Source organism: Azotosporobacter soli, from assembly GCF_030542965.1.
Lineage (GTDB): Bacteria > Bacillota > Negativicutes > SG130 > SG130 > Azotosporobacter > Azotosporobacter soli.
The window spans coordinates 366043-380244 of the sequence record NZ_JAUAOA010000002.1 but is presented as its reverse complement, the minus strand read 5'-3'; the positions used below and the strand labels follow the sequence as shown (position 1 = coordinate 380244).

12 protein-coding genes are annotated in these 14202 nt (G+C 53.4%); all 12 read left to right on the top strand.

Translation table 11 applies throughout. From position 1 onward, the window contains the following. The first annotated feature begins 24 nt into the window (after nt 1–24). The 12 genes from QTL79_RS03735 (at nt 25) to lpxC (ending at nt 14195) form a co-directional block, all read left to right on the top strand. Complete coding sequence (locus tag QTL79_RS03735; protein ID WP_346353599.1) at nt 25–4176, top strand: translocation/assembly module TamB domain-containing protein; 4152 nt, start codon at nt 25–27, stop codon at nt 4174–4176. Nucleotides 4177–4190: 14 nt separating this feature from the next. After that, nucleotides 4191–4823: a sigma-70 family RNA polymerase sigma factor gene (locus QTL79_RS03730; RefSeq protein ID WP_346353598.1), complete on the top strand. Its 633-nt coding sequence runs from the start codon at nt 4191–4193 to the stop codon at nt 4821–4823. 128 nt (nt 4824–4951) lie between these two features. Then, on the top strand, nt 4952–5470 hold the full coding sequence (locus QTL79_RS03725; protein ID WP_346353597.1) for a hypothetical protein: 519 nt from the start codon (nt 4952–4954) through the stop codon (nt 5468–5470). Between the two features lie 25 nt (nt 5471–5495). Further along, complete coding sequence (locus tag QTL79_RS03720; RefSeq protein WP_346353596.1) at nt 5496–7310, top strand: BamA/OMP85 family outer membrane protein; 1815 nt, start codon at nt 5496–5498, stop codon at nt 7308–7310. A 63-nt stretch (nt 7311–7373) separates the two neighbouring features. Continuing rightward, a complete protein-coding gene (locus QTL79_RS03715; protein ID WP_346353595.1) occupies nt 7374–8645 on the top strand; it encodes a hypothetical protein in 1272 nt (423 codons plus the stop codon). A gap of 74 nt (nt 8646–8719) precedes the next feature. After that, on the top strand, nt 8720–9193 hold the full coding sequence (locus QTL79_RS03710; protein WP_346353594.1) for an OmpH/Skp family outer membrane protein: 474 nt from the start codon (nt 8720–8722) through the stop codon (nt 9191–9193). A gap of 133 nt (nt 9194–9326) precedes the next feature. Then, entirely contained in the window at nt 9327–10166 is an 840-nt protein-coding gene (locus QTL79_RS03705; RefSeq protein WP_346353593.1) for an OmpH family outer membrane protein, read from the top strand. Between the two features lie 13 nt (nt 10167–10179). Then, nucleotides 10180–10587, top strand: a complete 408-nt coding sequence (locus tag QTL79_RS03700) for an OmpH/Skp family outer membrane protein (protein WP_346353592.1) — start codon at nt 10180–10182, stop codon at nt 10585–10587. A 15-nt stretch (nt 10588–10602) separates the two neighbouring features. Then, nucleotides 10603–11628 carry a UDP-3-O-(3-hydroxymyristoyl)glucosamine N-acyltransferase gene (gene lpxD / locus QTL79_RS03695; protein ID WP_346353591.1) on the top strand — a complete coding sequence of 342 codons (1026 nt, stop codon included), beginning with the start codon at nt 10603–10605 and terminating at the stop codon, nt 11626–11628. A 171-nt stretch (nt 11629–11799) separates the two neighbouring features. Continuing rightward, nucleotides 11800–12423: a hypothetical protein gene (locus QTL79_RS03690; protein WP_346353590.1), complete on the top strand. Its 624-nt coding sequence runs from the start codon at nt 11800–11802 to the stop codon at nt 12421–12423. Between the two features lie 9 nt (nt 12424–12432). Continuing rightward, complete coding sequence (locus tag QTL79_RS03685) at nt 12433–13302, top strand: lysophospholipid acyltransferase family protein (RefSeq protein WP_346353589.1); 870 nt, start codon at nt 12433–12435, stop codon at nt 13300–13302. Nucleotides 13303–13367: 65 nt separating this feature from the next. Beyond that, nucleotides 13368–14195, top strand: a complete 828-nt coding sequence (gene lpxC / locus QTL79_RS03680; protein WP_346353588.1) for a UDP-3-O-acyl-N-acetylglucosamine deacetylase — start codon at nt 13368–13370, stop codon at nt 14193–14195. Nucleotides 14196–14202: the final 7 nt, after the last annotated feature.

The window sequence follows — 14202 nt, the reverse complement described above, 5'->3', positions numbered from 1 at the left end:
CTGATACCCTTCAGGAGGAAACCGATGAAAAACAGATGGAAATGGTTGCTGCTGAGCTTCAGTTTGCTCATAATCGGCGCAGCGCTTTTATCGGGAAAAGCGTTGATTGCCGAATTAAAAGAACAACTGCCGGCCCGTCTGAGTGAGGAACTCGGCATGTCGGTGACGATCGGGAGGATGGAAGCAACCTCCTTTAATAGCCTTGCCGCCAATGACGTAACTGTTTTGGACGGCGACGCAAAATTGCTGACGGTTCCCCAGTTGAAGGTGAGTGTAAATCCGCTGCGCATCTTGCAGGGAAAACCTGCGTTGGCGATGGTGAGCAGCGTCGTGCTTGAAAAACCGAGCCTTTGGCTGCGCCAGAAACAGGACGGCACGTGGAATATTGATAAGTTGTTGCAGAAAGAGCGTGCGGAAAAATCAAGTTTTTCCGGCGTCGTGCAAATAAATCTGGCGGAGATCGAAGTGCAGAGTCAGGGCCGGATTTGGATGCTTGACGAGTTGAACGGTACGGCAGATTGCGCGGACCTCCCGGCGCTGCAGCTTGATTTTAACGGCAAAGTATCCGGGCAAGATGTGAGGCTTAGCGGGCGTTATCACTCTTCGGGGCGAAGCGGTATGACGCTCACGGCGAAGCGGCTTGATCTGGCAGAGTATGCTCCTTTCTATCCGCGTCAGTATGACGTAGCGAGCGTTAACGGACAGGTTGAAGATTTGGTGCTGACACTCAACGGGAACAAAGGTCACTGGACATTTGCCGGTGAAACGGCTGTCAAAGAAGGGGCGGCGACGTTTGGCGAGTGGTCTGTTTCAGAAGTTGCCGGACGCGTCATCTTCAGCGAACACAGCCTTTATGCCGTGGCGGCGGGCAAGGTCATGGAACAGGCGGTAAAGCTGAATGGACAGGCGGACTGGTCGACAGGCGCACCGCGCTTGAACGGTACGCTTACGCTAAAGCAGGCGGATATAAGCCGTTTCTGGGCGGCTTGCCCGGTTACGGGGCTTGTCGATGCCGACCTAACGATCGCAGGCGCATACGATCAGCCGGTGGTCAGCGGCGAACTTCGCGCGGCGCAATTGAACTGGCAGCAGTATCAGGCGGAGAAGGTAAAGATCAGCGCCGTCTTTGCGGAGGGAAAACTGACGCTTTCGCAGGCGGAGGCGGAGATGCTCGGCGGCGCGGCGTCGCTGAGCGGTACGCTCGACAGCAAGACGCAGCGTTATGCGCTTTCCTTGCGGGCGAAGGATATCTCTCTGCAGGGGATCCGAATCGACGCGCTGCAGTCTTCGTTTCAGGGCAATAGTGATGACGTTGAAGTGGACGCGTTGGCGCTGCAGATCGGCGAAGGCAGCGTGACCGGGCAGGGACGGATTTCTCGGCAGAATATCGATATGGCGCTAGCGGGAAACCAGTTGCCGCTTGAGCGATTTACCCCGGAAATCAGCGGCAACGGGACGTTCAGCGGCCGCTTGAGCGGTCGTCTGCCGGAATGGCAGTTGACGGGAACGGCCGCACTGCACGACGGTACGGCGCTTAAGCAGCCGTATCAATTGGCGACGGGCGGACTGCGCCTTGATGCGCAGGGCGTGACTCTTGATAACTGGCTGCTACGTGACAAGACAGCGGAACACCGAGTTGACGGACGAATCAGCTACGCGGCCGATGGGCCGTTGAATTTACGCGTTGTCAGCCGACAGGCAAGAGCGGAAAATGTGGTGAAGTTTTTATTGCCGGGCGAAGAAATCACCGGCAATATTGATAATGAGATCGTTTTGCACGGCAGTCGTGCGAGACCCGACGGCAGTGGCCACGTCAAGCTGAGTGACGGTAGTTTTCGCGGTCGCCTGGTGGCACGTGCGGAAGGGGATTATTCAATTAGCGGTCAGGAGCTGCAACTGAAAGGCGTCGAAATCGACTCGTTGAACACCCGGATCCGGGTCAGCGGTCAGACGACGCGCGGCGCAGAGCTTAATCTGGCGGTAGCGGCGGATAATCTTGATTTTGCCCGTCTGCCGTTTCAATATCCGTATCCGGTGAGCGGCATTGGAACCTGCAGTGGAACGCTGACAGGGACTGCAGCGCAACCAATATTTGCTGGAGAATTTCAAACCGAGCGATTGCAGCTGGACAAAGAAACAATCCAGAATATACGCGGCAAGATGAAATTTGTTGATGATGAACTGGATATTACAGATGCTTCGTTTCAACAGGGCGAAGGCCAGGGCGTATTTACCGGAGGAATCGATTTTAAAGATCAGAGCGTTTTTGGCAGCTTACAGTTGAAAAATTTGACACTGGAACGAATTATGCCGATTTTTCAATTGTCGAACCGCGATTTGCGAGGTAAGCTTTCCGGTGAGATTCGTGTCGCAGGTCATGCCAAACAACCGGATGTCTGGGTGGACGGTCAGTTAACAAACGGCAGCATTCGAAATTATCCGTTGGAGAGCGTGGACTTGAATCTGGCGTTAGAAAACAATGTCTTGAAAATCAACCAATTAACAGCACATCAAGGAAATGGGACGCTTGTAGCGCAAGGAACCGCTGCGATTGATGGCCCTTTGAATCTTGAAATTGGCGGGCAAGGAATTGATGCAGGGATCATAACGGCGCTATTGGGAAGCGATTGGGATTTGAAAGGAAAGCTGCAATTTGCGGCGCAGGTTAATGGTACGACGCAAGAACCACAGGCAGCGATGTCGGTTGAAATTAATGACGGCGGCGTCAAAGAAGCCACTTTTGATTCGCTGTATGGATTGTTGATTTTGGAAAAAGGCAATATCCAAGTGAATCAGGTTTTGCTGCGCAAAGGAATTTACCGGGCCAGCGCCTACGGCAATATCCCGTTGGCGGCATTGACGCCGAAAGGCCGTAGCGGCACTGATAATGGATCTGAAATGGATTTGCGTTGCCGACTCGACAATGCTAATCTTAGTATTCTGCCGCTGCTTGTGCCCAAGGTAGTGGAATGGGGTGATGGTGCGACGCAGGGAGAAATTGCGATCACAGGAACGTTGCATGCGCCAAAGATGAATGGTGCCATAAGCGTAAACGGTGGAAAACTTAAATTTGCCGGTTTTAAGGATCCGCTGGAAAATATTATAATGAACGTTACTGTCGCTGACGATGTGGTCAAGGTGAATCAACTTAGTGCGAAACTGGGAACGGGAACAATCGCGTTGGATGGAAGTCTGCGCTGGCAGGACTGGCATTGGCGCGATTATGACCTGGCATTAAAGCTAAATGCGCCGCTGATTCGTCATGCGTACTTCACCGGACCCGTGCGCGGCGAATTGACGCTGCGCCCCGGACAAAACGGCATACCGCTTTTGGCGGGGGATTTGATCTTTGAGCAGGACACGATCACCGTTCCGGGCGTACCGGAATTCGGCGCCAGTAATCTTGACCTGGGCCTCGACCTGAATATCGCGGTCGGCAACCGGGTCAGGGCATACCATCCACTCTTCTATGACATCCTGGCGCGCGGGAGACTTCATTTTGGCGGAACGCTGAAAGAGCCTTCTTCGAGCGGGCGGGTGCGCGTGATGAACGGCACGATCAATTATCTGAGCACCACTTTCAAAATTTTTGAAGGGTCGGTCGACTTCAACCGTCCGTTCGCGTTCGAACCGACGATTCGCTTAGCGGCGCAGGCGAAATTGCCGCAACTGGCGGTCGATCTTACGGTGAATGGGCCGGTCAGCGCACTTGATTTCAAGCTGACGTCGGAACCGGCGCTAAGCCAGGCGCAAATTATGGCGGTGCTGAATGCGGGAGGCCGCACGGGTGACGTACGTGATCGAAGCGGCTTCGATGAAGTTTCAGGTTTGTTGAACGCGGGACTGCAGGCCAAATTTCTTGGCCAGCTGGAAGGAAATGTCCGAAATGCATTCGGCCTTGATCAATTTCGCATCAACCAGGGCGCAAAAGGTGAAATTTTGCGCAAGACTTATTTTGAAAAAGAAGGTACAACGACCGATAATCGCGAAGTATACAATTTGCAACTGGGTAAATACATCAATGACCGACTGTTCGTGAGTTATAATATGGCGATCGGCTATTCGGCATATGAAGCGGCGCTGCGCTATGACCTGACGCGACGGATCAGCGTCATCGCGGCAACGGATGATCAAAAGCGCAAGTGGCTTGGTTTTGAAGCCAGGTTCAAGTTTTGAGGCGGGAGAAGAATATGAAGCGAAGTCAGTATCTGAAAGAATTGAATAGCATCAAGCTGCTTGAATTTGAAGAAGAACGCCTTCTTTGGCACCGTTATAAGGAAGAGGGTGACCAGGCTGCGCGCGCAGAGATCGTTGAACGTTATCAGCCGCTGGTTTTTAAGGCGCTCAGCAAATGGAACTTGGCGGAAGAAGTCTGGTTTGATACGGTGCAGGAGGGGACGCTTGGCTTACTGGAAGCGGTCGACGGCTATAACCATCTGCGCGGTGTTGCCTTCAGCCTGTATGCGATTCATCGCATCCGCGGTCGCATGATCGATTTCCTTAAGGATGAAGATCAGGAGCAAGTCATTTCGGCGGATGAACTGCAAATGCAGGGCTATAATCTGTTGGATCGTCTGGTTGATGCGGAGCCTGCGATTGCGGTACAGGCGGAAGCGAATTTTCTCGCGCTTCAACTGCAAGAAGCGGTGGCACGCCTACCGGCCAAAGAGCAGGCGGTGCTGAGCGGCGTCTATCTCGAAGATCGCATGCCGCAGGAAATGGCGGATTTGCTCGAAGTCAGCCTGTCGCATGTCTACCGCCTGCAAAAGCAGGGCGTGCGCAGAGTACGCGGCATGCTGTCGCGTCTGATGCAACATTGGTGAAAGAAGTAAAGTAAGCTTGAATTTTAAAGGATTTGAGAGGAATAAAGCGTTTGTAGCGAATAATCGTTGACCATCCGCTGCGAAAAAAGAACTGCCATGACTGAATGTAATAACATCGGGGTGAAGATATGGCGGATTTCAAACAAGGCCTGCAGGCGGCCCAGCGTTGGCTGCACCGGGCAGAAGATGAATGGGATCAAAAAAACGGTGTCAGAGCGAAAATGCACCTGATGCTGGCGGAGGCGGAACTGAAGCGTGTCAGTGGCCGGAGGGCAGGAAGAGCGTTGCCCGGCTGGGGCGGACGCGTTGCGGCGCTGATTACGCTGTTGATTATTGGCGGCTATGGCTGGTGGTCCTTCGCGGAACACGGCAAAGAAACGCATGCCGTCTTGCCCGCTCCGGCGGCTGCTCAAGCAGAGAGCGCGACGGCTGTGCCGCTGCCGGACCCTGTCTTGACGACGGTGGTGCAGGCAGAGTCGAAAGCGGTCGTCAGCGCAGTACAGCCGCTGCCGGCCGTGAGCGTGAAGCCGGAAGCGCCGGCGGAGGCAATGGAGACGAGAGACGTCGTTTCTGCCGATGAAATGCAAAAATTAGTTCGCTCGGCTGGAAAGTCGCTGCGCAGTCAGACAAAGAACACGAAAGAATAGATGGATTAGGACGAGGAGGACATGCATGAAAAAGAGGAAACAATATCGGTGGCGGCCCGCTTATTTGGCAATGGGGATGGCGGTGGCGCTGGGCACGATAGGACAGGTCGGTTATGCGGCGACGCCGGAACAGGGAGCGGCGGAAGCGGTAGCGACCCCTACGACGGAGAGCACGGTGCAGGCGGCACCAATCAATATCACCGGGAAAAAGATGACGTCCGTGACGGTCGAAGGCAATATGTCGGTATCGAGCGACACGATCATGCATGCGATACGATTGAAGGTCGGCGAAGCACTGACTGCCGATCGCGTCAAGCAGGATATGCAGTCGATTTATGACTTGGGTTACTTTTTTGACGTGACCGCCGATTTTAAAGAGGTGCCGGAAGGAATCCAGGTTGTCTACCGGGTAATGGAAAACCCTGTTTTGAAACAAGTCGTCATCAAAGGAAACACGGTCGTGACGACGTCGCGCTTGGAAAGCCAAGTCACCGTTCCGGTCGGAGCGGTGCTGAATTCGAAGACGTGGGCGGGAAATGCGAAGGCGATCGAAGAGGTGTATCGCAGCGCTGGCTATATCATGGCGAAGATCAGCGACGTCAATATGGCGAAAGACGGTACCTTGACCGTCACGATCAATGAAGGACTGCTGGAAGAATTGACGGTTAAGGGCAATGAGAAAACGAAGAAGCACGTCATTACCCGCGAGATAAAGAATAAAGTCGGCAAACCGTTCAATTCAAAAGAAGCCAAGCGTAGCATGGAGAAAATCTACAATCTCGGCTTCTTTGAAGATGTGAATATGAAGCTGATTCCGGGACGCGAGCCGAATGCGGTTGTTATGGAGACGACGGTCGTCGAACAAAAGACAGGCACGTTCACGATCGGCGCCGGTTACAGCAGTTCTGACGGCATGGTCGGCATCATTGAGCTTGGTGACAAGAATTTCCGCGGTACCGGCGACAGCGTCAAGATCCACAAGGAAATCGGCGGTTATTCAAATAGCGGCGCCAATTACGAATTCAGTTACACGCATCCGTGGATGGACAAGAAGGAAACATCACTCAGTTTCAGTATTTATGACATGACGAACCGTTATGACGATTACAACGACAATGGCGACTTCCGCTCCACCTATGATCGGCAGCGTAAGGGCTGGGACATCACGCTGGGACGTCCGGTCAACGAATACACCCGCTATTATGTGACGCTGAAAAGCCGCAAGGACATCTACAACAAGTATGTGTCGGGTGAGAATTATCTCGATGGCACGGCGGCGCATCAGCAATATTTGAAGGATAACTTCGGCACCACGCGCAGCGTGATTTTGAGCCGCGTCTTTGATACGCGTGACAACGTGTTCAATGCGACGACCGGTTCGATGTTGACGACGAATGTCGAGATCGCCGGCAAGGGTTTGGGCGGCAACTTTAATTTCAATAAGTTCAGCTTAGAAGGCCGCAAATATTATGATGTCGGCAGCGACCACATCATTGCGGTACGCGGCATGCTCGGCTACGCGACCGGATCGATGCCGGACAGCCAGCGCTTTGCGCTTGGCGGCGAGAGTCTGCGCGCCTATAAGGATGATGAATTCAAAGGCAACAAGATGTTTGCCGCGACAATCGAATACCGGATGCCGCTGATGAAGAAAATTCATGGCGTCGTCTTTGCCGAGGCCGGCAATGCATGGACTGGTGAAGGCTATCAGTTGACGGATCTGAAGACCGCAATCGGCTGCGGTATCCGGATGAATACGATGCTGGGGCCGATCAAGCTTGACTATGGCTGGGGCAGCAAGGGCGGTCGGGCGACATTTGGCTTTGGCGGACAATTTTAGGCGAACGGTTGAAAAGCCAGGCCACGGCCTGGCTTTTGACTGGCCGCAGATGGAGGCGGCAGCGTGACTAAACGGCTGATGGTGCTCTTGCTCTTGCTAATGTTTGGCTGTCCAACGGTGCAGGGACAAAGCATTGAGAGAGTTGAGAATATTCAAGTGGCGGTGACATCTGCCAATCCGTTGGCGACGGCGCTGCAAGCGCGGCTGGAAAACAGCTTGGCTACCGTGACGCGACAAATGCTGAGTGGCAAGAATGTTGAAGAAATCAGGCAACGGCAAGGACAGTATGAACGTGTCTTGCAGGAAGTCTTTACGCGCGTCCTCTTCGGTTATGAAGTCGAGCGGGTTGAGCTTGTACCTGGACGTCAGATGCAGGTCAGAATGCAGGTCACACCGTGGGGCGATCTCGTCGAACAAGTTGATGTGCAATTCGATTACGGCAACCTGCCGCAAGAACTGCAACCTTTGCTGGAGAAAGATTTGGCGGGACTGACGGAAGGCATGCGTAATCTGTTTGTCGGTCTGCCTGTCGACAGCGAAGACTGGGCGATCGGAGTTGCGAAGACGGAGCTGAGGGATCGTGCGGCGCTGCAATTGCCGGAATATACGCTGGGAGTAGAACTTGCGTCAGGAACGCATAGCGTCGTCAAAATAACGTTGGTTCCCAATGGTCAATTGGTGCAGGATAGCCGCATCAGTATCCGTTCGCCCAATCTGCCGAATTTGCTGCTGCTCGATTTGAAACCGGTACTGGCGCAGGAAATTACGAGTTGGCGCAACTTGCCGGTGGGCTGGGTTGCGCGGCACCGCGATTATTTTGTCCAGCGACTGTTGAAAAAAGCGGAGCAGGCGCCGCTGACAAAGCGTTATAATCTGCAGTATCAGATCGAACTTCAGCCAGGCAGTCTGGTCGATGTTTATTTGACGGCAAAAACGGACGGCTACAAGATTAATGCTGAAGGCTACCTCGATATGGGACGCAAAGAGAACAACACATCGGCGCGTCTTCATGCCGGACGAATGATGAACAAACAAGAGGAATTGTTTGGCGAAGTTGATTTTTATCCGACTACGTTCACTTGGAAATTCAGCGGCGGCGTCAGCCATCACTTTGGCCGGGAAACGGATATTGGTTTTCAATATCTGCTTTCCGACAGGCAGGGGAAATGGTGGCTGCGGCAAAATCTGAGCGATAGTTGGCAACTGCGTTTAGAGCGCTACCCTAAGAACAGCGATTATGAAATGGGATTGCGCTACCGGCTGCATGAATTTTTGAGTGTAGAATATGTGTTCACGAAGCAGGAAAATTGGCTCAGGCTGATTGGCGTCTTATAAAAGCCTTGAATTGCCAAAACACGCCTGCTATAATGGAAAAAGAAATTTGGTTAGGGAAAGAAGGAGTTTTCAACATGATGAAAATTGATAAGAAGCAAGTTAAAATGGTGTCGTTAGCGGTAGCGATGTTTTTTGTTTTAGGCATTGTCGGCTTGGCCCTCTCGCAAAGCGGAACAGGTTATGCAGCAGCAGCCGGTAGTAATTCCAGCGTTGGCGTAGTCAACTACCAAATGCTGGTGCAGCAGCATCCGGATATGGCTAAAGCAGACGAAGCAATGAAAGCCGAAGTTGAGCAAGCGAAAAAAGATTTTGAAGCAAAAAGCGCTGCGATGAACGACAAAGAAAAACAAGAATACTATCAACAGATTCAACAGCGGTTGCAAGCAAAACACCAGGAACTCGTAGCGCCGGTATATGACAAGATCGATGGCGCGATCAAAGCCGTTTCCGATGCGAAGGGCCTGACTGTGGTTGTTGATAAAAGCAATGTCATTTACGGCGGCCAAGATATCACCGAAGAAGTGCTGAAAAAGATCACAGGTAAATAAAAAGCCTGCACAGAAGAAGCAGATGTAGGGCCGGGCGGTGAAAGACCAGCCCGGTCTCTTTTCTAGACTGCCGTTGCTAAAGGAGGAGAGGAACATCGCGATAAGACGAATTTTTCATTGCTTATTATTGCTAATGCTATCGCTTCTTCTTTTGGCCGGCTGTGGTGGAAAGCAGGAAAAACCATCGCCGCCTGCGATCGGGGTTGCCGATTTAGCGGCGTTGATGCAGGCACATCCTCTTTATGAAAGCTATGCGAAGAAAAAACAAGTGCTGGAGGGCCGACGCTGGATGGCGCAAGCGCTTGGCGACCTGCCTCCTGCTCTGGCCGAGGCTCCGCCGCGTGCAACGTCTTTGCCTGATGGCAGCGGCGAAGCCAAAGCAGCGCTCTTGGCAGCGGACTGGCAGCGCAAAATCGAAGACAGAAGACGCCACCTTTCCGTGCAGGGTGAAAGCGAAGCCAAAGCATATCAGGCGGAGCTGGATAAAGAGATGGAAGCACGTTTCTTTAATCTGACGCTGCGGGCAAATACGCTTGCGCTTAGCGCCGAAGAAGCGGCGGCGAATGAGCAGGCCGTAAATGCGCTGAAACAGGAGCGCGCCGTTAAATTAAAGGCACGTGAACAGACGCTGCAAAATAAGATGGTCGCTGAATTGGCGACGCTGGAACGACAGGCGAGGCAGGAAATCGACGCATCATACCGGCAGAACGATAGGATGAATACGAGCCAGCCCCAGACGCTGCCCGAGGCCGCTTCTAAAGAAACAAGTAGCCCTGCGCTGCAAGAATTGAGCGCACTAGAGAAAGAACTGAGCGATCTTGAAAACCGGATGCGGCGAGAGATTGAGACGGCGACGGCAAAGGCGGCAGAGAAGCAGAACATTACTGTCGTGTTTAATCAGAGTTTTATTGGCGTTAATGTTAGCGCGCTTGATATGACGGACAGCATAATAGCCGAAATGGCAAAACAATAAGGGAGGCATTCAAATGAAACGGATCGGTTTGGTAGTATTGATGGTATTGGTAATGGGATTATTGGGCGGTTGCAGCGGCGCGGCGACGGTCGGCGTCGTTGACATGAACAAGGTCATGACGGACAGCCCTAAGGTCAAGGATTTGCAGGAACAATTGAAAACGAAGGGGACAGCGCTGGAAGAAGGGTTGAATAAAGAGAAAGCCAGCTTGAGCCCGGAAGAATTTCAAAAACGTCAGGAACAGGCATATGGAGAATTTGTCAAACTGCAGCAGGATGTAAAAGGCCAATTTGACACCAGCTTGAACAAGGCGATGGAAGAAGTGGCGAAAGATAAGAAACTGGGTGTGATCCTGCATAAAGGCGGCGTTGCTACCGGCGGCGTCGACGTAACCGACGAAGTATTGAAAAAACTGCAATAACCAGGGGGAACCAAGGTGGAAAAGACATTACGCGAGATCGCTCAATTGGTAGACGGCGAGCTGCTCGGTGATTACGGCGATCTTGTCATAAGCGGCGCGACGAATATTGCCGATGCCGGTGCAGGCGACATCACGTTCGCCGTTGCACCGCATCTGGATAAGGCGGCGCAGTCGGACGCATTAGCAGTGCTCGTAGCCTCCGACGTCAGCGACTTTGCCAAGCCTGCCATTCGCGTCGCCAACCCGCGTCTGGCGTTTACGGCTCTGCTGAAGGTTTTTACGCCGCCAGTCATAGTTGAGAGAGGAATCCATGCAACGGCCGTGGTTGACCCGACCGCTCTGCTCGGCGAAAATGTCGCCGTGATGGCGCATGCCGTTATCGATGCCGGCGCGTGCGTCGGCAGCAATACGGTGATTTATCCCGGCTGCTATCTGGGCCGTGACGTGGTTGTCGGAACGGACTGCCTTTTGCATCCTAACGTGACGGTTCTCCATCAATGCCGAATTGGCGATCGGGTCGTGATTCACAGCGGTGCGGTGATCGGCAGTGACGGCTTTGGTTTTGTCACGGTCGGCGGCAAGCATGAAAAAGTGCCGCAGGTTGGCAATGTAGTTTTGGCGGACGATGTTGAAATCGGCGCGAATACGACGCTTGACAGAGCCACTACCGGCAGTACAGTCGTCGGACGCGGTTCGAAGATTGACAACCTGGTGCATTTGGCCCACAATGTAGTCATTGGCGAAGATTGTTTCCTTGTGGCGCAGACCGGAATCGCGGGCAGCGCTAAGATCGGCAATCATGTGACCTTTGCCGGGCAGGCGGGCAGCGCCGGTCATCTGACAATCGGAGACAATTGCGTGTTTGCCGCCCGTTCGGCGCCGATCAGCGATATTCCGTCTGGTTCGTTTTGTGCCGGTTTTCCAGCCAGGCCCCATAAAGAATGGCTGCGTTCGGAAGCGGCCGTGAAGCGGTTGCCGGATACGCTGCGCAAGCTAAAAGATTTGGAAGCCAGATTAGCGGCGTTGGAAGAAAGAAAATGAATAACAAGTAAGGCCAACCTACGGTTGGCCTTACTTTAATAAAAAGAGTCTGCTAAAAAAGCGTCAGCTGCGCGGGAGAAGAGGCTTGGTTTGACAGCTGAAATTTTTTTAACGAACTCCGCTTAAATTTTAGCAAGACCAACGAAAATAGTGTTTTATAAAGGAGCAACGATGAAGTATAAAGCAATTCTATGCGGCGCAATGATCGCTTGCTGCTTTTGGTCGGCGAGCGGCGAAACCGCTCCGACGCTGCACGGTGATACCGGCCTCTTGGAATCGCCTTCGGCCGATGTCCTGGCAAGTGGGAAAGGCGATCTGGGCATTTGGCAGGGTGATGGCTGGCGCAGACAGAGCGTGGCAGTCGGCTTGCCCGGCGGCTGGGAAATGGCGCATGGCTGGCGTTTTGCGCAGGGACAGGCAACGCAGGAAGAAAGCAGTGTGAAATTATCGTTGCAGCCGGAAACCGTCTTGACGCCGGGGCTGGCGATCGGCGCCGAAAGCGGCGGATCGCTCTATGGCGTTGCCAGCAAATTTCTCCCAGGCGGTTATCGCCTGCACCTTGGCGTGGGCAGCGGCCGTTTTGACGGCGTCTTTGGCGGCATCGAAAAAGTGCTTAACCCGCCGCACTTTAGTAAAGGCAAGACGTCAAACTCTCAGCCGACGCTCCGCGCGGTTGCGGATTTTGACGGTCATGGCCTTCAGTACGGTCTGCGAGCCGCCTGGCAAAATGGCTGGCAAAGTCAAATTGCTTATGGGCATGACCGCTGGTACGGCGGCGTTACTTTGAATTGGTAGGATGGGGGGATGGCTGTGTTATATTGGCTTGTGAAAGGAATCAGTGCGTTTACGAATGCATGGCCGCTTGGAATACGAATGGGAATGGGACGGCTGATCGGCCGCCTTTGCCTGCGCCTGATACCTGGTTGGCGAAAACGAATGGCGCTGGAAAACATTGGACGGAGCCTAAATCTGGATGAACGGGCGGCAGAGAAGGTGTATGAAGAAAGTACGATTCGTTTCGGCCCGATGTTTTTAGAAATGCTCGAATTGCCGGGTTTGAAACGCGAGGTTGTCGATGAACGACTGACCTTCGAAGGCGAAGAACATTTGCAGGCGGCGCTGCAGGCGGGACAAGGCTGCGTGCTGGCGACGGCGCACAGCGGTAACTGGGAATTGCTCGGTGCGGCGCTGGCGTTGCACGGCTTTCCGCTCGTGGCCGTGGTGCAAAAACAAACGAACGGCGATATGGATCGCTTCATTAACGAATATCGCACGCGCGCTGGCATGCATGTCACGTATAAGACGGGCGTGCGGGACATGGTCCGTTTGTTGGGCGAAGGCAAAATCATAGGCCTCTTGATGGATCAGGATTCCGGTAGGATAGAAAACCCTGTAACGTTTTTTGGCCGCGTCGTACCCGCACCGCCCGGTGCGGCCGCGTTAGCAAGAATGAAAAAGACGCCGATCGTACCGGCGTTCATCGTCGACAAGGGAAACGGATGCCATCATGTCATCATTCATCCGCCGCTGATGCCGCAGTGGTCGGAAGAACGTGAAACGGACATTCAGCGTGTGACGCAAGAATTGACGCAAATCATCGAAACGCATATCCGAGCGTACCCGCAGGACTGGTTCTGGCTGCATAATCGCTGGAAGCACGAAATAATGCAGTAAAAAAGATTGCGCGGCGGCAGGGAATTGTATAGAATGATAAAGGTTACTACCGCAGGAGGATTCCCATGCAGCAAACAATAGCGAATCACATTTCTTATACAGGCATTGGCTTGCATTCGGGGCAGCCGGTGACCATTGAACTGCATCCCGCGCCGGAAGATACGGGGATCGTATTTTGCCGCACGGATTTGTCGAACGCGCCCTGCGTTGCGGCGGGCGCTGCACAAGTGACTGATACGATGCGGGCAACGACACTGGAAGACGGAACCGCTAAGGTTTTTACCGTAGAACATTTGTTGGCCGCGCTGCGCGTATTCGGCATCGATAATTGCCGTGTCGATATTTCGTCGCCGGAACCGCCGGTTGCCGACGGCAGTGCCATTGTTTTCTGGCAGCTGCTGGAGCGAGCAGGAAGCAGGGAACAAAAGAAACGCCGCTTGGTGCGCCGTGTGGCCAAAGAATATATCGTGCGCGATGCGGATAAGTTTATCGCGATACTCCCCTATGACGGGCTGCGCATTAGTTTCACTTCGGTGAATCCGCATCCGTTTTTGGGTGTGCAATATTTTGACTGCATCATTACGCCGGAAAGCTTTGTCGCGGAGATTGCGCAGGCAAGGACGATTGGTTTTTTGCATGAGATCGAAGCGCTGCAGGCGCAGGGACTGGCGTTGGGCGGCAGTCTGGAAAATGCCGTCGTGTACGATCAAAACGGTTCGGTGAATGAACCGCGCTTTACCGATGAATTGGTGCGCCACAAGGTGCTCGACGTCATCGGAGATCTGGCTCTGGCCGGTATTGTGCGCGGCCATGTCATCGCGGTCAAGTCGAGCCACGCGTTAAACACGGCGTTGGCTAAGCAATTGCTGGACATTGAACAGGAAGAAGAATAAACGAAAG